Origin of the sequence: Erythrobacter ramosus, from assembly GCF_009828055.1 — a bacterium.
GTDB lineage: Bacteria > Pseudomonadota > Alphaproteobacteria > Sphingomonadales > Sphingomonadaceae > Erythrobacter > Erythrobacter ramosus.
Genome location: NZ_WTYB01000003.1, coordinates 264,084 through 283,861 on the forward strand (window position 1 = coordinate 264,084; position 19,778 = coordinate 283,861).

A 19,778-nucleotide genomic window follows, 5' to 3' on the forward strand; every position below is an offset into this window, starting at 1 on the left:
CAGCGCGGCATGGAAAGCACACCTGAAACCCCGAAACTGGCCCCGCAATTCCTTGGCCGCGATACCCCGCTACCGGCCTCGCCCGAAGAAGCGGTGCTCGACTACGTCCCCAATCCGCGCCCCGGCCTGACCTTTCTGGTGCGGTTCGTCTCGCCCGAGTTTACCTCGCTGTGCCCGGTCACCAACCAGCCCGATTTCGCGCATCTGGTGATCGACTATGTGCCGGGCGAAACCATCGTTGAGAGCAAGAGCCTGAAGCTGTTCCTCGGGAGCTTCCGCAATCACAACGGCTTCCACGAAGATGTGACCGTGGGGATCGGGGTGCGCCTGTTCGAAGAGATGCGCCCGCAATGGCTGCGGATCGGCGGCTATTGGTATCCGCGCGGCGGCATTCCGATCGACGTGTTTTGGCAGAGCGCCGCGCCGCCCGAAGGCCTGTGGTTGCCTGACCAGGGCGTGCCGACCTATCGCGGGCGCGGGTGACGTTCAGGGCGTCGATACCCCCGCCTGATCGGTGCTTTACGTTGAAGACCGCATTGCCCTGATCAGGCTCCCGGCGCGCTGAGTTCCAGTTGCACGAACTTGGGCACGGTCTTGTTCGCCTCGCGCCACTTGGCGAGCGGGAAGGCCCCTGCGCCGAGCGCCGCCAGCGGGATCCCCGCTTCGGCCAGTGAATAGGGCGAGATACGGTGCCGCGTCATGAACCCGCCGCTACCATCGCTGATCATCGAGGTTTCGAACTTCAGGCCCTGGCTGTTCTCGGTGGCGTTGACCACCTTGCTCACCACCAGCTGCCCGTGGCCGAGATCGAGCACCACATCGGTCCCGACCGGCACCCCGGCCAGCCCGGTAATGCGCGCGCCGGTTTTGGACAGGTTGCGCAGGATCACATCGTAGTAGTGATCCTCGTGGATCAGCCCAACCTTGCGGAAAATGGTGATACGCTCGGCGCGGTGGCGCGGCGGGCCGCTGGGGCGGAACATATTCGATCCTTCCGCGAACTGCGCCAGGACCTGATCCTGCGTGATCGGGCGCGAGAAGATGTAGCCCTGCACCAGATCCGCACCGCGCGCCTTGACCAATTCAAGCTCGTCCATCGCCTCGACGCCCTCGGCGACGGTCTCCATGCCGAGCGCCTTGGCGAGCGCGACGATGGCGGTGATGATCGCAGGGTTAGTGTCGCCGTTCTCGGTGCAGCCGCGCACGAAGCTCTGGTCGATCTTGATCTTGTTGAAATGGCCGTGCTTTAGGTAGCCGAGCGATGAATATCCGGTGCCGAAATCGTCGAGCGACAAGCGTACGCCCAGCTTCTTCAGATCGCGGAAGATCGCATCGACCGTCTCCAGATCGCCGACGAAGACGCTTTCGGTGATCTCCAGCTCAAGCCGACCCGGCGGCAGGCCCGAGGCTTGCAGCGCCGCCGCCACCGCCTTGCGATAGCCGGGGCGGATGAACTGCTTGGCTGAGACGTTGACTGCCACCCGGATCGTATCTGGCCAGGACAGCGCATCCATGCACGCCTGCTTCAGCGCCATTTCGCCGATGCGGATGATGAGATCATCGTTCTCGGCGACGGGGATGAACTGCGCTGGGCTGATGTCGCCCTCGTCCTCGTCATGCCAGCGTAGCAGCGCTTCGAAGCACTTCACTTCGTTGGTGAGCGGATCGACCAGCGGCTGATAGGCAAGTTTCAGCTCCCCGCGATCCACCGCATCGCGCAGCCGTTCGCCCAGCATCGCGGTCTTGGAGGCGGCGTCGCGCAATTCGCTGGTGAAGAAGCAGAAGGTGCCACCGCGGGTTTCCTTGGCGGAGTACAGCGCCATGTCGGCCGCGCGGGTCAGCTCGTCGGTATCGACCCCGTCATAGGGCGCGATCGCGATGCCGATCGAAGTGCCGATGATCGCCCGGCGACCATTGATCTGATAGGGCTGCGATATCGACTGGACGATGCGATTGGCCAGTTCGCCCAGAGTGCCGCGGTCATCCATGTCGGGTAGCAACACTTGGAATTCGTCGCCGCCGAGCCGCCCGACTTCGCCGTAGTCCTTGACGATCGAGGACAGGCGCTGGGCCACCTGCTTGAGCAATTCGTCGCCCGCAGGGTGGCCCATCGTGTCGTTGACCTGCTTGAAGCGGTCGAGATCGAGCATCATCAGCGCGCAGCTGCGCTGGCTTGCCCGGAAGGCGGCCAGCGTGGCAGTCAACCGCTCGTTCAGCTTGCGGCGGTTGGTGAGCCCGGTCAGCTCGTCCACTTGCGATTGCCGCGCGACCTGCGTTTCGTAGGCATACTGCGCCGAGATATCGACAGCGCTGCCGCGATAGCCCTTGAAGGTGCCGGCGGCGTCGGTCAGCGGCCGTCCGTTGAGCCGCCACCAGCGCGTTGCGCCGCGCCCGTTGGGCACCGCGACGATCTGCTCGTCGAGCTTGGAGCGGGCCTTGAGCTTGAAGGCGAGACTGCGCTGCGATGGGCCGCCGTCTTCGTCGTCGACATCATGAAATAGCTGCGTCAACGGCTTGCCGATCATCGTCTCACTATCGGTGCCGAGATCGACCAGCGCGCGCTGCGACAGGAAGCTCAGATGGCCTTCCGCGTCGGTTGCCCAGAACATGCCGATGCCGAGTTCTTCGACTTCGCCCAGCACAATGGCACGGTCGGGGCGCTGCGCCGCGACCGGGTTCTGCTCGTCTGGCGCTGGGCGCTTGGGCTCACGCGCGGATTTGAGAAAGCCAAGTGGCATTGCTCGTCCTTGTTTGGAGGCTGGATTGCGCAGCACTCACGATCGCTGAGGGTGTTAGACCAAACGTGATTGATAAACCGTTACAGCTAACCCCAATCGCCGGGCCCGAGGGATCAAGCGTGAGAATATCGCGCCAAAGGGTGCGGAACTGTTTCCGATGCGCCGCGTTATGCGGATGAGTGGCTATCGTGGCATATTCTTGCTCACGACGGCTGCCTTGTGTAATTTTGCTGCATTATCGCCGAGCGTGGGGGATCGCGCACTGCGGGTTTTTGCGAAAATCGGGGGACGGCGTCATTTCTGTCAATACCTTGCTTGCGAATGCGCCGGCGGCGCTGACCAATCCTGTCCGCACGCGTGCCGACTGGGAGGAGATGCGTGCTGCGGCGCTGGCTGATCCCGGCGCGTTTCATGGGGCGATTGCGGCCCGCAACATGCATTGGTTCGTGGGCGATGTCGGCCCGTCCGGCGCTTGGATCGCCAAGGGTGAGGATGGCCGTTGGAGCGGCTGGGATGCCGCTTCCGCCGCGCCGGTCAGGCCCGATCTGCCCGCTGACTTCACTCCGTGGGCGGCCGGGTTTGACGGATCGAACGCCCCGCATTGGCGCTGGTTCGTCGGCGGGCGCAGCAATGCCGCCTTCTCTGAACTCGATCGGCACGTGCTCGCCGGGCATGGCGATGAAGCGGCGCTGATCTTCGAAGGTGACCGCTGGGACATGTCGGCGCTCGGAGGCAAGGGCGCGCCGATTGATTGCTTCAGCGTCAGCCGCAAGCAATTGCTGCTCGAAGTGGCGAAATGCGCCGTCGCGCTAGAGGCGCTGGGCCTGAAGCCGGGCGACCGCATGGCGCTCAATATGCCGAGCATCGTGCCGCAGATTTACTGGACCGAAGCGGCCAAGCGCATGGGCGTGGTCTATACGGCGGTGTTCGGGGGGTTCTCCGACAAGACCCTGTCGGACCGCATCGCCGATACCGGGGCGCGGGTGATTGTCACCTCGGATGGTTCCTATCGCAACGCCCAGGTCGCGGCGTTCAAGAACGCCTATACCGACCCGGCGTTAGATAACTTTGTGCCGGTGACAACGGCGCTTTCGATCCTTTCCGGCCTCGACATGGGTCTGCCCGCCGCCGATGCGGCCACAATCGTTGATACCGTGCGCGAGGCGCTTGCGGGCGAGATTACCGTCGACCGTTCGGACGTGATGCGCGGCGTGGGCCGGGCGCTTATCAATCTGGGCGCGGAAAGCCGGATCAGCACGTCTGACGCTGCCCGCGTGCGGATCGCGATTGCCTCCAGCCTCGTCACCCTGCCGCCGCGCGTGGAGGCGGTGATCGTGTGCCGCCACACGCACCAGCCCGATGTGATCTGGCGCGAGGAGCGTGACCGCTGGAGCCATGAACTGACCGATGCTGCGCTGGTGACGGTGCTGGACAAGGCGCGCAGCGCAGGCTTTGCGGTGGAGACCGCCGCCGATCTGCTGGCGCTGGAGGGCAGCGATTTCGTCCGCGCGATCTGGGCTTCGTCCAAGCCGCTGCCGGTCGATGCCGACTACCCGATGTTCTTCATCTACACCTCGGGCAGCACCGGCAAGCCCAAGGGGATCGTCCACTCGCACGGCTATGCCGCAGGCGTGGCCGAAACGATGGCGGCCAGCTTCGACGCGCGCCCCGGCGATACGCTGTTCGTGGTCGCCGATCCGGGCTGGATCACGGGTCAGAGCTACCTGATCTGCGCGCCGCTGATGACGCGGGTCACCAGCCTCGTGTCCGAAGGCTCGCCGGTGTTCCCGCACGCGGGCCGCTTCGCCTCGATGATCGAGCGCCACAATGTGACGATCTTCAAGGCGGGGGTGACCTTCCTCAAGGCGATCATGTCCGATCCGGCGAACCTCGCCGAGCTCGAACGCTATGACATGAGCGGGCTGCGCGTCGCGACCTTCTGCGCCGAACCCGTCAGCCCGTCGGTTCAGGCCTTCGGGATGGAGCACGTAACCCCGCGCTACATCAATAGCTACTGGGCAACCGAGCACGGCGGGATCGCCTGGACGCATATGTTCGGCAACGACGACTTCCCGCTCCGCCCCGATGCCCACGCCTATCCGCTGCCGTGGATCGTCGGCGATGTCTGGGTCGAGGATGCCGATGCGGCATCGCCCGAAGATGCGCCCTTCACCCGCGCAGACGCAGGCGGCGTGCCGTGGCGACGGGCGGAAATGGGCGAGAAGGGCGAAATCGTCATCGCCGCGCCCTATCCCTACCTCGCCCGCACGATCTGGGGCGATATCGAAGGCTTCAAGGTGTCCGATGGCCGCGTTGATCCCGCCTGGCGCGGCGATGCCGCGCGCTGGGAGGATGGCTACTGGCGGCGCTGGAAGGGCGCCTGGGCCTATACGCAGGGCGATTTCGCGATCCAGCATGACGACGGCTCGTTCTCGCTCCATGGCCGCTCGGACGACGTCATCAACGTCTCGGGCCACCGCATGGGGACCGAGGAGATCGAAGGCGCGGTGCTGCGCGACAAGGCGCTCGCGCCGGACTCGCCGGTCGGCAATGTGCTGGTCGTGGGCGCGCCGCACCGCGAAAAGGGGCTGACCCCGCTCGCCTTCGTGGTGCCGGTCGCGGGGCGCAAGCTCACCCATGAGGACAAGCGCCGGCTGTTCGATCTCGTGCGCACCGAAAAGGGCGCAGTCGCGGTGCCGGCGGACTTCATCGAAGTCTCGCAGTTCCCCGAGACCCGCAGCGGCAAGTACATGCGCCGCATGGTCCGCGCGCTGGTGGTGGGCGAGGATGTCGGCGACGTCACGACGCTCAGGAACCCCGAGGCGCTGGACGAGCTGCGCACCGTCATCAATGACTGGCAGCGCAAGCAGCGGATGAGCGACGAACAGGCGCTGTTCGACCGTCACCGCTATTTCCTCGTCCAGTATAACACGGTGGCACCCGGCAAGCAGGTGGCGACTGTCACGGTCACCAACGCACCGGTCAATGCGCTGAACGAACGCGCGATTGACGAGCTGGTGCTGGTCACCTCGACACTGGCGCGCGATGATTCTGTGGTCGCGGTGGTGTTCACCGGTGAGGGCACCTCGTCCTTCGTCGCGGGCGCCGACATCCGCCAGATGCTCGAGGAAATCCACACGGTCGACGAGGCGATGGTGCTGCCCAACAACGCGCACCTCGCCTTCCGCACGATCGAGAGCATGAACAAGCCCTGCGTCGCAGCGGTGCAGGGGGTAGCGCTGGGGGGCGGGATGGAGTTCGCGCTCGCCTGCCATTACCGCATTGCCGAACCCGTGGCGCGCTTCGGCCAGCCCGAAATCCGGCTGCGGCTGCTGCCCGGCTATGGCGGCACGCAGCGCCTGCCGCGCCTGCTCGCCGACCGGCGCGGGAGCGAAGGGCTGCGCGATGCCCTTGACCTCATTCTGGGCGGGCGGAGCATCACGGCCGAGCAGGCCGCGGAGATCGGTGTGGTCGACCAACTGGTCGATGGCGCGCAAGATGCGCTCTCGGCCGCCCATGCAGCGGTGCGCGATTTCGTGAAGCACGGGCCCGGCAGCGCGCTCGGCTTCGCCTTTGCCGAAAGGCAGGCGGCCACGGTGCGCTGGGAAGGCGCAGCCGATGTGTCGCTCGACACGGTGCTGGAGGACGACTTCCTCCAGCGCATCCTGCGGCAGCTCGAATGGGCGGGCCGCGACGTGGCGGGGGCGAGGGCACTGGATGCGGTGCGCACGGGGCTGGAACACGGCATCACTCAAGGCACGGCGCGCGAGGCGAAGCTGTTCGCCGAAGCCATCGTCGATCCCGAAGGCGGCAAGACCGGTATCCGCCAGTTCATGGACAAGATTGCGCCCCCGCTACCGGTGCGGCGCGATGGCGTGTGGATTGATGCCGAGCACGAGATGCGTGCTCAGGCATTGGAAGCAGCAGGCGATCTGCTTCCTGTGGGAGCGCCGTTTTATCCCGGCGTGACCCCGATCCCGCGTCACCAATATGCCTTCGGCATCGCCCGCGATCCCGATACCGGCCAGCCCCGCTTCGGCCCCCCGGCGAGCCACGAAAAGGAGCTGATCGTCAGCGTACCCGAGCCCGCGCCCAACGAGGCGCTGCTCTATATGCTGACCAGCGAGGTCAACTTCAACGACATCTGGGCGCTGACCGGTATTCCGGTCTCGCCGTTCGATAGCCATGAAGAAGACGTGCAGATCACTGGCTCGGGCGGGATTGCGCTTGTTGCCGCGCTCGGGTCCGAGACGCGGGCGCAGGGGCGGATCAAGGTCGGTGATTTGGTGACGGTCTATTCGGGGACGAACGACCTGCTCAGCCCGCTGGTCGGCAATGATCCGATGTATGCGGATTTCTCGATCCAGGGCTACGAGACCGAGACCGGCAGCCATGCGCAGTTCCTGACGGTGCAGGCGCCACAGATGCACAAGGTGCCGCCGGACCTCACGCTGGAGCAGGCGGGGAGCTATGTGCTCAACCTTGGCACGATTGCGCGCTGCCTGTTCACAACCCTGCAAATCGCACCGGGACGGACGCTGTTCGTCGAGGGCGCGGCCACGGGGACCGGGCTTGATGCCCTGCGCTCCTCCGTGCGCACGGGCTTGCAGGTGACGGGCCTCGTTTCCTCGGAAGAACGCGCGCAGTTCATCACTGGGGTGCAAGGCGCGGTCGGGGCGATCAACCGCAAGGATGCGCGCTTTGCTGGCCTCTATTCGGTGGTGCCTGAGGACAAGGCCGAAGCCATCGCTTGGGAAGCCGCGGGCGCTCCGCTGGTTGAGGAGTTCAAGGCGCTCAACGGTGGAAAGCTCGCCGATTATGTCGTCAGCCACGCAGGCGAGACCGCCTTCCCGCGCTCGTTCCAATTGCTGGCAGAGGGCGGTACGCTCGCCTTCTACGGCGCGTCGTCAGGCTACCATTTCAGCTTCATGGGCAAGCCGGGGACTGCCACGCCTGAGGAAATGCTCCGCCGTGCTGCGCTGCGGGGAGGTGAGGCGGTGCTGATCTTCTACGGGCCGGGATCGAGCGAATTGCTCGACGAGACCGGGCTCGAAATGATCGAGGCCGCGCGGCGCTTCAACGCCCGCAGCGTCATCGCCACTACCACCGACGGCCAGCGTGAATTCCTGCAATCGCTCGGGCTTGAGGATGCGATCGAAGGCATCGTCAGCCTCGAAGCCATCCGCAGGCGTGAGGGGGCCAATTTCTACTGGCCGGACACCATGCCGCGTCTGCCCGATGCCAAGGCCGATATCGAGATCTTCAAGGCCGCCGTGCGCGACTATCAAGACCGGGTGATGAAGCCGTTCGGCTCGGCCGTGGGCAAGATCCTGCGCTCGCCCGACAATCCGCGCGGTAGCCCCGATCTGGTGTTCGAACGCGCTGGACAGGACACGCTCGGCATCTCAACCTCGCTGGTGAAGCCCTTCACCGGGCGGGTGATCTTCGCCGAAGACCTGACCGGTTGCCGCTTCACCTTCTACGCCCCGCAGGTCTGGACCCGCCAGCGCCGCATCTTCATGCCCACCGCCAACATCTTCGGCACGCACTTGTGCAACGCCTATGAAGTCGCGCGGATGAACGACATGATCGCGGCCGGGCTGCTCGAAGTGACCGAACCGGAAGTGGTGCCGTGGGATGGTTTGCCCGAAGCGCACCAAGCGATGTGGGATAACCGGCACACCGGCTCGACCTATGTGGTCAACCATGCACTGCCCGAAATGGGCTTGCGCAGCCGCGACGCGCTCCTGGAAGCATGGGCCGCGCAAGGAACCGGGGAACCGGAACCGTAACGCGTGCGTTGCGACAATTGAAACGTTCTTCGCTCTCCTCCCCAGAGATTGAACGATCCGGCAAGCCAACGTCGCTTGCGTTATAATTTTGTGAGGAGAGTGCTATGGCCGCGTCCAAGCCGAAGACCAAAGCTGCGCCTGCTGAAACGACCACGGGCCGCCTCGCTGGCAAGATAGCCGTCGTCACCGGCGCGGCTGGCAATCTGGGCGGGCATATCGTCACGCACTACCTTGCAGAAGGCGCAACCGTCGTGATGACGGGCCGCACGCCCGACCGCACCAAGGCGTCGGCGGACGCGCTGATCAAGGCGACTGGCGCTGACCCCGCTCGGCTTGCCACAGTTGCGCTCGATGGCGGGGACATCGCCTCGGTACGCGCGGCGATTGCCGAGGTGGTGGCGAAGTTCGGGCGGATCGACATCCTGGTCAACAACGCTGGCAGTGCCGGGCCCAAGCAGCCGATCGAGAACCTGCCGCTCTCCGCCGATGAACTCGCCGCGCTCCAGAAGCAGGGCAGCACCGACAGCGAGACTGTGGGCGATGCGCTGCGCAATATCTTCGGTGTTGCCTGGAACGTCGCGCGCGTTGCGGCGGAGCATATCCCCGAGGGCGGGTCGATCATCAACGTCTCGACTATCTTCAGCCGCACGCCCTATTACGCGCGTGCCGCCTATGTCGTGCCCAAGGCGGCGATGAATGCGTGGAGCCGTGAACTCAGTCTTGAGCTCGGCCCCAAGGGCATCCGCGTCAACCTCGTGTATCCCGGCCCGATCGAGAGCGAGCGCATCCGCAACGTCTTCGCCGCGATGGACACCGCGCGCGGGGACGCGGCGGGTACCACCGCCACGCAATTCTTCGACATGATGAGCCTGGAGCGGGCCACCGGCGGCAACGATAAGGCCAAGACCTTCCCGACGCCGACTGACATCGCGACCACCTGCGTGTTCCTCGGCTCGGATGAGAGCGCGGCCTATAACGGTCACGATTTCGAGGTCACCCACGGGATGAGCGTGCGCAAGGAGCAGCGCTCGACCTATCTGGCACGCCCCACCATGCGCTCGATGGACGGCACCGGCCTTGCCGTGCTGATCGCGGCGGGCGACAATTTCGAAGAGGCGCTGGAAATCGCGCAGGTGCAATTGGCATGCGGGGCCGAGGTTGTCCTTGGCCTGCCGCGCGCTGCCGATGTTGCCATTGCCGAGAAGCGCTGCAAGGCGCTGGGCCTGTCGGACAAGCTCGCCATCATCCGCTTCAGCCGCAAGGACTCGGCGGGCATGGAAGAGGCGCTGGAGGATTACACCAAGGGCGGCACGCCGGTCAGCGGGGCGCTGTTCTTGCCCGCCCTGAGCGCAGGCGAGTTGGCCGGAGCAATCACCGAGGCGGATGACAACGTGGTCGAAGCGCTGATGGATGCCGAGCTCGCGGGCAACATGGCTCTGGCGCGGACCCTCAGCCGGTATTGGAAGCGCCACGACAACCTGCTGCAGCCGCCACGCTTCGTGTTCCTCAGCCATGCCAGCGACGGGAAGGGCGACATCTATGGCCACATCCTGCGCGCCGCGACCGAACAGCTGATCCGCATCTGGCGCGACGAGAGCGAAATTGACACCGCCCACGGGCGTCGTCGCCAAGCGGAGTGGGGCAACCAGATCGTCCGCTTCACCAATACCGAAGCCGAGAACATCCGCTTCACCGCTGGCCATGCTGCGCGCATTTTGCTCAAGGAAAGCAAACTCGGCGAAATCACGCTCTATGTCCCGTCGAACATCGGCGAGGCGACCGGTGCGCGCAAAGCGATGCCGGGGTTCAGCGAGAACATCACCGGCCTGCATCTGGGCAAGGTCGCGCTGATCACTGGCGGTTCGGCGGGGATCGGCGGGCAGGTGGCGCGGCTTCTGGCGCTCGCTGGCGGTAAGGTGATGATGGTCGCGCGGCGCGAAAGCGAGCTGGCCGTCGCCCGCGCGCGGATCGTGTCCGAGCTTGAGGACATCGGGTTCGCCGGCGTCGAACGCCGGGTGCAAACGCTTGCCAATGTCGACGTCAGCAATTTCGAGAGCCTCAAGGGCGCGGTCGACGCGACGCTGAAGGCCTTCGGGCGGATCGACTACCTCATCAACAACGCAGGGGTTGCGGGCGCGGAGGACATGGTCGTCGACATGGGGGTCGACGCCTGGAATTACACGCTCGATGCAAACCTCGTGTCGAATTACTTCCTGATGCACCACGTTGCGCCGCTGATGAAGGCGCAAGGGTCGGGCTACATCCTCAACGTCTCGTCCTATTTCGGCGGCGAGAAATATCTCGCGGTGGCTTACCCCAACCGCGCCGATTACGCGGTCTCCAAGGCCGGGCAACGCGCAATGGTCGAAAGCATGGCGCGCTATCTCGGGCCTGAGGTGCAGTTCAACGCGATTGCGCCCGGCCCCGTGGACGGCGACCGCCTCTCCGGCACCGGCGGCAAGCCCGGGCTGTTCGAGCGGCGCGGCAAGCTGATCCTGGAAAACAAGCGCCTCAACGCCGTTCACGCCGCCGCGATCAAGGCGATCCGGCGCGGGGTGCGGGTCGAGGCGGTGCTTGCGCGGCTCGCTCGCAATGACACCACCAAGATGAGCCATGACACCAACAACCCGCGCGAGTTGCGCGAGTTGGCACTGGCTTGCGCGCGCGAAGGCGACGGGGCCTGCACCTGGGATCAGTACCTGCTCACCCCCACCATCGCCGCCGCGCTGATCGGGCGGCTGCGGCAGGCGGGCCTGTTCCTCGATGCGCCCGAGTGGAATGACCGCCCCGCCACGCCGGAAAGCGATGCCGACTGGCTGCTGCGCGCACCGCCCGAAGATGCGCCCTTCCTCCCCGCCGACAAGATCGCAGTGGAGGCCAAGAAAGTCGGCACCGGGGTGCTGTCCAAGCTCTATCTCGGCAAGATGCCGACCGAGCATGACGTCGCGCAGGCGACCGTGTTCTTCCTCGCCGACCGCGCGGTTTCGGGTGAAACCTTCATGCCCTCAGGTGGCCTTAGCGTGGAACGCTCCACCACCGAGCGCGAGCTGTTCGGCTCGCCCAAGCAGGAGCGGCTTGACCAGATGCGCGGCAAGACGGTGTGGATCATCGGCGAACATCTCGTCGATTACCTCGCCGAGACCGCACGTGCCTTCATCGAGGATTGCCATGTCGCCAACGTGGTGCTGATAACCCGCACCGCTGAAGGCTTTGAGGCGATCAAGGCGCAGCTTGATCCAGACACCGCCGCCTCGCTCACCTCGCTGGTGAAGACCACCGACATCGAAGCCGCGATGGACGAGGCGCTGACCGAGTGGGGCAAGCCGACCACGATCCTCTCGACGCCGTTTGCCGCGTTGCCGGGCAAGCTGTTCGGGCAGGACGATCCGCTCACGCCCGAGGAATTCCGCACCGTGGTGGCTGACAACCTCACCCACCACTTCCGCGTCTCGCGCCGGGCGTCGCTCTATGATGATTGCCAGCTGGTGCTGACCAGCCCCGACGTTCCGATGGGCGACAAGTCCCCGGCCTTTGCGCTGGCGAACTTCATCAAGACCACGCTCCACGCCTTCACCGCGACCCTTGCCGTGGAAAATGAGCGCTTGGTGCATGACGTGCCGGTCAATCAGATCAACCTGACCCGCCGGGTGCAGTCCGAAGAGCCGCGCGACTTGGACGAGCATCTGGAAGAGGTGCGCCGTTTCGCTCGCGCGGTGCTGCTGGTCGGCGCGCCGTTGCCGGATGCGGAAGACTCGCGCTACCGTGCGCGGATCTATCGCGGTATGTCGATGACGGTCTGACGCGGGGCGCTGGAAGATTGGGGGGGCGATGATCCAGTATCTGCCGTTCGAAAAGCCGATCGAGGCGCTCGACAAGCATGTGGCGGAGCTTTCTGCCCATGCCGAAGGCACCGAGGAAGCCCGGATGCTGCGCGAGCGGGCGGACAAGCTGCTCGCGGACACCTATGCGCGCCTCACCCCGTGGCAGCGCACGCTGGTCGCCCGCCATCCCCAGCGCCCCCGGTTCGAAAAACTGGTGGCGGGGCTGTTCGAGGACTTCCTGCCGATCGCGGGCGACCGTGTGTTCGGGGACGATCAGGCGATCATCGGCGGCTTTGCCCGGTTCGAAGGCCGCAAGGTGGTGGTGATCGGCCATGTGAAGGGTGAGGATACGCCGGGCCGGCTGAAGCACAATTTCGGCATGGCGCGACCCGAGGGCTATCGCAAGGCGATCCGGCTGATGGAACTCGCTGACCGTTTTGGCCTGCCGGTGGTGACGCTGGTCGACACTCCGGGAGCCTTCCCCGGTGTCGATGCCGAAGCGCGTGGGCAGGCCGAAGCCATCGCCCGCTCGACCGAGGCGTGCCTTGCCTTGGGCGTGCCGCTGATTGCCGTCATCATCGGTGAGGGCGGATCGGGCGGGGCGGTGGCGTTGGCGGCAGCCAACCGGGTGCTGATGATGGAACACGCGGTCTATTCGGTGATCTCGCCCGAAGGCTGCGCCTCAATCCTGTGGCGCAGCGCCGCGCAGGCTGCGACCGCAGCCGAGGCGATGCGGGTGACGGCGGGCGACCTGCTCAAATTGGGCGTGATCCACCGCATCGTTTACGAACCGCGCGGCGGCGCGCACCGGGATGCTGCCGAGACCGTCAAGCGCCTGACTCTCGCCCTGCGCGCGGAACTGAACGCGCTGTCGGCGCTGACGCCCGCCGAACTGCGGTGCGAGCGTGAGGAATTTTTCCTGCGCTTGGGATAGGCTCCGGGCATTTCGAACCGCGCTGAAGCCCCGGTGAAGCCGAGGGACTGGCGGATTCACTCCATGTTCATGGCCCATGGCAACAAGTGCCGCTCATCATGCATCGCAATTCACGAAGTTAGGGAAATCTTGCGTGCTGCGCGCGGCATTGATCTTGGGGATTATCGTGCCGTTTCCAAGCTTTGCTGCCTTGGCCGAGGACGCTGTGAGCGCGGCGCAGCTGTCCGCGTTTCGTACCGACCTCGACGACGCCGATCTGCCGCTCAAGGCCGCGCGCGCCGCGCTCCCTGATTGCGAACCCGGTTGCATCACGCCGGGCGAGGCTACCGCGATGGCGCTCTCTGCGGCCGAGGGCGAGGCCCAGCCCGGCCGCTTCCTGCTCGATATCCGTGGCGGCGGACAGAGCTTTCAGGGTGAACTCGGCACCATGATGTTCGTCAATTCCCGGCAGGATTATGCCACGCTCGGCACGCTCACCATCGCGTTTGAGCCTGAGGCACTGCAAGCCCTGCTGCGCCGCGCCCAGGTGTGCGGCGCTGCCGACGTGGTCGAGGGGCAAATTACCGTCAAAGCCTGCTACACCGACGGGCCGCCTGATCTCAATATGTTCACGATGATGCAACGGCTGAGCGGTCGGCGCATCATCGTTGAGGGCGATGTGCGCAGGCAATGGATCGATTCCCCGATTGGCTCACCTAGCCCGGTCGCGAACAAGCGCGGCGAGCATGAGGTGGGCTACTATCAGGTCTGGGTGCACGTCACCGAAGCCGCGCAGGTGACCTTCGCCGACGAGGGATGAGGGCCGCGGCGGTTGTAACTGTGGGACGCAACAAAAGCTTGGACTGGCGCGACGACGATTCAATGGGTTACAGATGGTCTGCGTCCAAGATGCTTGGGCAAAAGTCGCAACAAGCTGGATTATCCTTCCCATGGGTCAGAACAGCTTGGATAATCCTTCGAGATGCTGCTGGCGGTCTTCTACCCTTCGTGAAGCAGACCGCGGCGGTCTCAGATCAAAATTAGTCTTCGCAGGCCTTCCGCCTTTGGCGACACCTCGCCAAGATGGTCAATCATCGCTGAGAGGTAGCCCCGGAGGCTTGAAGCACTACGATCATTCCTGCTCAGACCACATAGCACGCTGTTGCTTTAGGCCCTAAGCGCCACGCAGCGCGCGAATTTTGACCAAACTGGTCTCGAGCAGAACCTCTACGGCGGCAAGATCGCGAGCAATCTCCAACTCGGCATGCCCCGTTACCTTAAGAATTACTGCCATCACATTACCCGATTGAGTTGCAAGCTCAAGCAGATGCAGGCTGCTCGGGCTGGTTTGTCCGTTCAGCCAAGATCGAGCGGTATGGTCGCTGACATGCGTCCATCGCATCACTGTCTTGGTTGCTTGACGGGTTCCGCCGAGATCCGCTTTCAGCGCCGCGCCAATCATTTGCGCCAAAACCGCATCGGACAGGTCCGTGGGCATTCCGCGAAGTTTGCTTCCGCTAATAGGAACCATTTTTCCCTGCTTTCTCGTGTAGCGCAGAGGACCGAAGCGCTTTTCGCAATCCGCGCTCGAGGTATCGCATGGTCATTCGATGGACGGACGACAATCATGATGAACCCCCGCGGCCCCCGACCATCCGGGCGGCGCAATATGTTCGCATGTCGACCGAGCATCAGCAGTATTCTACCGACAACCAGGCAGCGACCATCGCGATCTATGCTGAAAAGCACGGGCTCGAAATCGTCAAAACCTACGCGGACGAAGGCAAGAGCGGTCTGAACATCAAGGGTCGGCCTGCGCTGCAGGCACTTCTCGATGATGTTGAAAGCGGACGCGCGGATTTCGCGGTGCTGCTCGTCTATGATGTCAGCCGCTGGGGCCGCTTCCAGGATCCTGACGAAGCCGCCAGCTATGAATTGCGGTGCAAGAGCAAGGGCGTGCGCGTTCTATACTGCGGCGAGGAATGGGAGAACGATGGGAGCATAGGCTCATCGATCATCAAGACCGTCAAACGGGCCATGGCCGGAGAGTACAGCCGGGAGCTGTCCGTCAAGGTGTTCGCGGGCCAGGCCAATCTGATCCGGCTCGGCTACCGGCAGGGTGGCCCCGCCGGTTACGGGCTGCGCCGTCAGTTGGTCGATCAGCAGGGTGTGGCCAAAGGCCTGCTGGGTCGCGGCGAGCACAAAAGCATCGCCACCGATCGCGTTATCCTGGTGCGGGGACCAGACGAGGAAATCGCCATCGTCCGCGAGGTATATCGGCGCTTTATCGAAGTTGGCGAGAGCGAAACCGAGATCGCCCTTGATCTCAATGACCGCGGCGTTCGCACGGACCTTGGCCGGGAGTGGACGCGCGGAACAGTCCACCAGCTGCTGATCAACGAGAAATACATCGGCAACAATGTCTGGGCGCGCACCTCATGCAAGCTGAAGGGCGAGCACGTCGAGAATGCGCCCGAGGACTGGGTGCGCGCAAACGGCGTGTTCGACGCCATCATTCCTGCGCCCATGTTCGATGCTGCCCAGGCCATCATCGTCAAGCGATCGGAAAAGCTCTCAGACGACCAGATGCTGGAAGCGTTGTCACAAATCTTTGCGCAGCGTGGCTTCTTGTCCGGCCTGATCATCGATGAAGCGGAAGACTGCCCGTCGAGCAGCGTGTTTCGGTCGCGCTTCGGCAGTCTGCTACGGGCCTACACGCTGGTCGGCTTCGCTCCAGACCACGACTATCGCTATCTTGAGATCAACCGCCGGCTGCGGGCGATGCACCCGGGAATCCTAGCAGGCATCATCGGCGGCATCGAGAAGGCCGGGGGCACCGTCGTCCGTGATCCGCAGACGGAACTACTACGGATCAATGGCGAGTTCTCCGTCTCGATCACGATTGCGCGTTGCTTCCAAACGGCGGCAGGCAGCAACCGCTGGAAACTCCGGCTCGACGAGAAACTGCGGCCCGACATCACACTGGCCGTCAGAATGGACACCGACAACGAGACCGCGAAGGACTATTATCTTCTCCCGGCCCTCGACATGCGCGAGGCGGCCTTGCGCCTTGCAGATTTCAATGGCCTGTCGCTGGACGCCTATCGGTTCGACACGCTCGAATTCTTCTACCGGCTGACGGCTCGTGCTTCGCTGAGGGCAGCAGCATGACCGGCGCGAAACCTGCCCAGCGGATCGAAATGATCCCTATTGATCGGGTAAACATCGTCAATCCGCGCGTGCGCAACAAGAAGTCGTTCCGCGACATCGTCGACAACATCGCGAAGATCGGTCTCAAGAAGCCGATCACAGTGACCCGCAGGATCGAGGCCGGGGGACCGTTCTACGATCTGGTCTGCGGCCAAGGTCGGCTCGAAGCCTTCAAGGCGCTCGGTCAGTCTGAAGTCCCGGCGTTGGTCGTTTCTGCCGATCCTGAAGATTGCCTCATCGCGAGTCTGGTCGAAAACTGTGCGCGACGACAACACCGCGCCATCGATCTTCTCCAGGATATTCGCGGCATGCAGGAGCGCGGGTACGCCAATCCTGACATTGCACGCAAAACCGGGCTCACCGTCGAATATGTCAACGGGGTGGCTAGGCTCATAGAGACCGGAGAACAACGCCTGCTGCGCTCGGTCGAGAGTGGAACTATACCTGTTAGTGTCGCGGTCGAGATCGCAGAAGCAGCTGATCACGATGTGCAGGCGGCACTGTCCAAGGCCTATGAAAGCGGACAGCTCAAGGGCCGCAAACTCCTAGCAGCACGCAAGCTCATTGAGACCCGCCGCCGCCGCGGAAAGGGGTTGGGGACGAAGGAAGCTCGCTCTCGCGAGCGGGTCTCCGCCGAAACTCTGGTCAAGGCGTATCGGGAGGAGACCGAGCGTAAGCGTGTGCTGATTGTTCGTGCCGAGACCACGCAAAACCGGCTAATGCTGATCACCGAAGCCATGCGGCGACTTTCGGCTGATGAGAGCTTCGTTGCCTTGCTCGAAGACGAGGGCCTTGCGACCATGCCCGAGCGCCTTGCAGAGCGTCTTCGCCCATCAATGGGGCTGCCAGCATGAGCAGCAAGAAACCCATAACGCTACCCGAGGGATTTGAGCACACCACGCTGCGCATCCCGATCAGCGAAATCATGCCGCTGCGCGAGCTGCCGTCAGCAGTTCGCAAATCTGTAAAGTACAAGCAGATCGCGGCATCGATTGCCGAGGTTGGTATCATTGAGCCCCCTGTCGTGTTTCGGGATCGTAATGACCCAGCGCGCTATCACCTGCTCGAAGGACACGTGCGGCTCGCGATCCTGCTCGAACAGGGCGAGACCGAGGTGGTGTGCCTCATCGCGCTTGAGGATGAGGCTTTCACGTACAATCGGCGTGTCAGCCGGATAGCGATCATCCAGGAGCACCGGATGATCCTCAACGCGGTCAATAAGGGTGTTTCGGAAGAACGGCTTGCCCGGGCGCTCAACGTCAACATCGGCAATATCCGCGCCAAACGAAACCTGCTCACCGGGATTTGCCCGGAAGCTGTGGACCTGCTGCGTGACAAGCATGTGCCGATGAATGTCTTCACTGAGCTGCGCCGGATGAAGCCGATGCGCCAGATTGCCGCCGCCGAGATGATGGTTGCGATGAACAGGTACTCGACCGGCTACGTCAAATCGATTGTCGCAGCCACAGCTGAAGAAGATCTGGTCGAGCAAAAGCGGAAGGTTGTGCGGGGTCTAACCGAGGCGCAAATCGAGTTGATGAGCCGGGAGAGCGCGCAGCTCGACCGCGATTTCAAGCTGATTGAGCAGAGTTACGGCGCTGACCATCTCGATCTGGTTCTGGCGACGGGATACCTTGGCGGCCTGCTAAGAAGCGCGCCGATTGTGCGGTATCTGGCCCAGCACCATCCTCAGTTACTGGCAGAATTCCAGAAGATCACAGAGTTGCAGCAGGCGGCATGATGGGGACCCGGACCCGATAAGCGCGGGGACCGCGGGAGACGCCGCACTGTGGGGCGGATCGAGCGCGGCGGTGGGAATGGCGGCGATCCCGCTCTGAGCCCACGGGAAGCCCGATAGGGCTAAATGAAGGAGTGTGCCGGACCTGCCGCAGTGCGGCACACTCCTTGAATTGAAACACTCGAGGCCGTCCTAGAGGATCTGGTGGAGTTGATAGGCTCGCGTGATCACCCGACCGATTAGGACATTCGCACTCAATCCGCGTGGGTCGGCATCAATCGCATCATCCACGATCACAAAGCCACCACCATCGGCATCGTGCACTCTCGCTCCAGGCCAGATTTCGCCGGGCTTAATCGACGCTTCCTCTACTTTCCTCAAACGGCCACGTTGCCGGATATGGGTAAAGTTCGAGATTAAGCTGTATTGCCCTCGGGTTTGATCGCGCTTGATCAATAAGCTCCATCTCCCCGTTGTCGCCCTGACTTCAATCGCCGGCTCTGACGAAATGCGCGTGGTGGCCGGTACAGCTTGGGCGACAAGGTGCTCGTCGAGCTCAACTTTGATTGATTGCCATTCCGCGGAAGCGACCACTTTGGGACACGCCAGCCCCGTAAGGCGCATTACTTCATCTCTATCAACGAACCGTTGGCCCGCTGATTTCCAATCGTTGATCGGCACCACCCCCTTCGTCCGCAGGATCTTCAGCGCAGTAGTTGGAGGGCAACCCAAAATCGGTGCGTAAGCAGCAGCCTTCACGTAACGGCACTCGAACAAATCAAGGGACTCCCGGCAAATGCGGTCTTTGTTCCGCGAGTCCTTTGCGGTCTTGATGAAAGAGGCTTCGACAAGCCCCATGATCCCCTCGTGTTTTGTTCCAAGCCGAGCTGCGGCTTCCGCATATGTGATGGCATCGCGCACCTGAGCATTAGGGCGGACACTCGCACGTCGCGTCGAATCTGGCGCGCAGGCAACCATCAAGCCGTCGAAAAGAGGTAAGCCGGAATTGTGTTCGACGATCACCAAGCTCCTATCCCGAATGATGCGCGAAGTTGCTTCAGCTAACGAAATTCCGGCTTCGCCGCAGAAGGTCGCAATGAGCGTCCCGTCGAGCGAGGGGTCGTTTAGAGAGGCCGAGGATATCTCATCGACAAATGCATCGAGTTCCTCTCTCGTGAAGTGGTTCCTGCCAGTCATGCAAAAAGCCGGCTGCAACAATTTGCGAGCGACCATGCTCTTCAGATCTTGAGGTGTGCAACCCAATCGGTTCGCCGCATCTTCGGGGTCAAAAGCTTCCTGGATGTAGGTCTGCACGATTGCGAGCTGTTCTTCGCTCAATCGGTGACCGCGACGTTGATCACAATCTACGGGAGTGATTGCGAGCTTGCGGAGAAGAGCCCGCATCGTGTGTGGTGAGACCCCGAGGCGCCGAGCTGCACCTTTGACGTTAAGGTGATCATCTTCACCGTCGTACTTCGACAACCTGCCCTGATCTGCCCCCTTCTGAGTGGCCCAATTTCTATTTTAGAATAGGTCATGAAGGAGGAATGGGATGGCGAGGAATCA

11 protein-coding genes are annotated in these 19,778 nt (G+C 63.4%); 8 read left to right on the forward strand and 3 right to left on the reverse strand.

Annotated features, from left to right (window positions below):
- Positions 1 to 9 precede the first annotated feature (9 nt).
- Positions 10 to 483: a preQ(1) synthase gene (gene queF / locus GRI59_RS13955; RefSeq protein WP_183363659.1), complete on the forward strand. Its 474-nt coding sequence runs from the start codon at positions 10 to 12 to the stop codon at positions 481 to 483.
- A gap of 62 nt (positions 484 to 545) precedes the next feature.
- On the opposite strand, the gene GRI59_RS13960 is transcribed toward queF, so the two are convergent.
- Entirely contained in the window at positions 546 to 2,738 is a 2,193-nt protein-coding gene (locus GRI59_RS13960) for a putative bifunctional diguanylate cyclase/phosphodiesterase (RefSeq protein ID WP_160761852.1), read from the reverse strand.
- Between the two features lie 311 nt (positions 2,739 to 3,049).
- Between GRI59_RS13960 and GRI59_RS13965 the strand changes: the two genes are divergently transcribed.
- The 4 genes from GRI59_RS13965 (at position 3,050) to GRI59_RS13980 (ending at position 14,084) form a co-directional block, all read left to right on the forward strand.
- Positions 3,050 to 8,530, forward strand: a complete 5,481-nt coding sequence (locus GRI59_RS13965; RefSeq protein WP_202391024.1) for an AMP-binding protein — start codon at positions 3,050 to 3,052, stop codon at positions 8,528 to 8,530.
- A gap of 104 nt (positions 8,531 to 8,634) precedes the next feature.
- On the forward strand, positions 8,635 to 12,330 hold the full coding sequence (locus tag GRI59_RS13970; RefSeq protein ID WP_160761853.1) for an SDR family NAD(P)-dependent oxidoreductase: 3,696 nt from the start codon (positions 8,635 to 8,637) through the stop codon (positions 12,328 to 12,330).
- Positions 12,331 to 12,358: 28 nt separating this feature from the next.
- Positions 12,359 to 13,285 carry an acetyl-CoA carboxylase carboxyltransferase subunit alpha gene (locus GRI59_RS13975; RefSeq protein WP_160761854.1) on the forward strand — a complete coding sequence of 309 codons (927 nt, stop codon included), beginning with the start codon at positions 12,359 to 12,361 and terminating at the stop codon, positions 13,283 to 13,285.
- 133 nt (positions 13,286 to 13,418) lie between these two features.
- Positions 13,419 to 14,084 (forward strand): hypothetical protein, encoded by a 666-nt coding sequence (locus GRI59_RS13980; RefSeq protein WP_183363660.1) that lies wholly within the window; start codon positions 13,419 to 13,421, stop codon positions 14,082 to 14,084.
- Positions 14,085 to 14,438: 354 nt separating this feature from the next.
- Here the strand turns inward: GRI59_RS13980 and GRI59_RS13985 are convergent, their stop codons facing one another.
- Complete coding sequence (locus GRI59_RS13985; protein ID WP_160761856.1) at positions 14,439 to 14,762, reverse strand: hypothetical protein; 324 nt, start codon at positions 14,760 to 14,762, stop codon at positions 14,439 to 14,441.
- A gap of 101 nt (positions 14,763 to 14,863) precedes the next feature.
- Between GRI59_RS13985 and GRI59_RS13990 the strand changes: the two genes are divergently transcribed.
- From GRI59_RS13990 to GRI59_RS14000, 3 genes are read left to right on the forward strand one after another with little or no spacing between them, the layout of a single operon-like run.
- Positions 14,864 to 16,435 (forward strand): recombinase family protein, encoded by a 1,572-nt coding sequence (locus GRI59_RS13990; RefSeq protein ID WP_272917033.1) that lies wholly within the window; start codon positions 14,864 to 14,866, stop codon positions 16,433 to 16,435.
- Positions 16,432 to 17,328, forward strand: a complete 897-nt coding sequence (locus GRI59_RS13995) for a plasmid partitioning protein RepB C-terminal domain-containing protein (protein WP_160761858.1) — start codon at positions 16,432 to 16,434, stop codon at positions 17,326 to 17,328. Before GRI59_RS13990 ends, GRI59_RS13995 begins: the two co-directional genes overlap by 4 nt.
- Entirely contained in the window at positions 17,325 to 18,215 is an 891-nt protein-coding gene (locus GRI59_RS14000; protein WP_160761859.1) for a plasmid partitioning protein RepB C-terminal domain-containing protein, read from the forward strand. Before GRI59_RS13995 ends, GRI59_RS14000 begins: the two co-directional genes overlap by 4 nt.
- Positions 18,216 to 18,404: 189 nt before the next feature.
- On the opposite strand, the gene GRI59_RS14005 is transcribed toward GRI59_RS14000, so the two are convergent.
- Positions 18,405 to 19,550: a hypothetical protein gene (locus GRI59_RS14005; protein WP_160761860.1), complete on the reverse strand. Its 1,146-nt coding sequence runs from the start codon at positions 19,548 to 19,550 to the stop codon at positions 18,405 to 18,407.
- Between the last annotated feature and the right edge of the window lie 228 nt (positions 19,551 to 19,778).

What these genes read in the sequence shown, in the direction of transcription:
- queF (WP_183363659.1), top strand. Translation starts at nt 10, where the DNA reads ATGGAAAGCACACCTGAAACCCCGAAACTGGCCCCGCAATTCCTTGGC.
- GRI59_RS13960 (WP_160761852.1), bottom strand. Translation starts at nt 2,738, where the DNA reads ATGCCACTTGGCTTTCTCAAATCCGCGCGTGAGCCCAAGCGCCCAGCG.
- GRI59_RS13970 (WP_160761853.1), top strand. Translation starts at nt 8,635, where the DNA reads ATGGCCGCGTCCAAGCCGAAGACCAAAGCTGCGCCTGCTGAAACGACC.
- GRI59_RS13975 (WP_160761854.1), top strand. Translation starts at nt 12,359, where the DNA reads ATGATCCAGTATCTGCCGTTCGAAAAGCCGATCGAGGCGCTCGACAAG.
- GRI59_RS13985 (WP_160761856.1), bottom strand. Translation starts at nt 14,762, where the DNA reads ATGCCCACGGACCTGTCCGATGCGGTTTTGGCGCAAATGATTGGCGCG.
- GRI59_RS13990 (WP_272917033.1), top strand. Translation starts at nt 14,864, where the DNA reads ATGGTCATTCGATGGACGGACGACAATCATGATGAACCCCCGCGGCCC.
- GRI59_RS13995 (WP_160761858.1), top strand. Translation starts at nt 16,432, where the DNA reads ATGACCGGCGCGAAACCTGCCCAGCGGATCGAAATGATCCCTATTGAT.
- GRI59_RS14000 (WP_160761859.1), top strand. Translation starts at nt 17,325, where the DNA reads ATGAGCAGCAAGAAACCCATAACGCTACCCGAGGGATTTGAGCACACC.